The organism is Blautia sp. Sow4_E7 (assembly GCF_052116245.1).
In the GTDB taxonomy this organism is placed as follows: Bacteria; Bacillota; Clostridia; order Lachnospirales; family Lachnospiraceae; genus Blautia_A.
The window spans coordinates 1-793 of sequence record NZ_JBQKLL010000131.1 but is presented as its reverse complement, the minus strand read 5'-3'; the positions used below and the strand labels follow the sequence as shown (position 1 = coordinate 793).

Genomic DNA, 793 nt, shown 5'->3' with positions numbered 1-793 from the left:
TCGTGGTCGTATTTACGTTGGGTACGTGACATTGAGAGTTCCTCCTTATTCTCTTTATTATACATGAATTCTTTGAGAATAAGGTGTCAACTTTATTTATACAACATCACAACAATATAATCTGTTGTACGATTTCTGACGATGTTAGATTACGAACAAAGCCATTTCGCCCGGACTCACAAAAAATACAACCAACAGGACAACCGACTTGTGTGCTCACGCAAACAGTTCCACCATCTCGCCGCTTGATAAAAACCGTTTCAATGTATTTGTTGTCTTTCAGTTCGTAAACATACTTTTCAGTATCACTGCTTTTGCAAATATTTTTTACCAACATTGATAGATTTTTTTTGCGTGGTAATTGCTTATATAATTCTTCATATAAGGCTTTTGCTTCATTCTCGCCAATAACTTCCGACATTTCTTTGTAAGTAAATCCGTATGGATCATTCCGTACTTCCGCAGGCGTATATTTAGGTAAACGTTTCATTTTTATATCCTTTCTTCTAAATAATAAAAGTTTGTTTTTCTGTATTTTTGATTACAATCTCTAATTTTTCTACATCAATGATATGCGTCAATTTGCATTTAGGGCAGAAAAGAGGAAAATCTTTTAATACAGTATTATGAAATACTTGAACTCTCGTCTTTCCGTTACAAATCGGACATTTTATCCAATATTTTGGCTCTACTCCAAAAGTAGTGGATAAGTACCTTTTGTGATATACTTGTCACGGGGTGATGAAACAGGTGGAAAAAAACTTCACAGCGATGATTGCAGGTTCTCTCAATC

Annotated in this window: 2 protein-coding genes; both read right to left on the bottom strand. The window is 34.6% G+C overall.

Annotated features, from left to right (window positions below; all coding sequences use genetic code 11):
• Positions 1-106: 106 nt before the first annotated feature.
• Positions 107-490, bottom strand: coding sequence for a hypothetical protein (locus ACTQ50_RS19710; protein WP_441485570.1), 384 nt, complete (start codon positions 488-490; stop codon positions 107-109).
• Positions 491-506: 16 nt separating this feature from the next.
• Positions 507-674, bottom strand: coding sequence for a cysteine-rich KTR domain-containing protein (locus tag ACTQ50_RS19705; protein WP_412588271.1), 168 nt, complete (start codon positions 672-674; stop codon positions 507-509).
• Positions 675-793 lie beyond the last annotated feature (119 nt).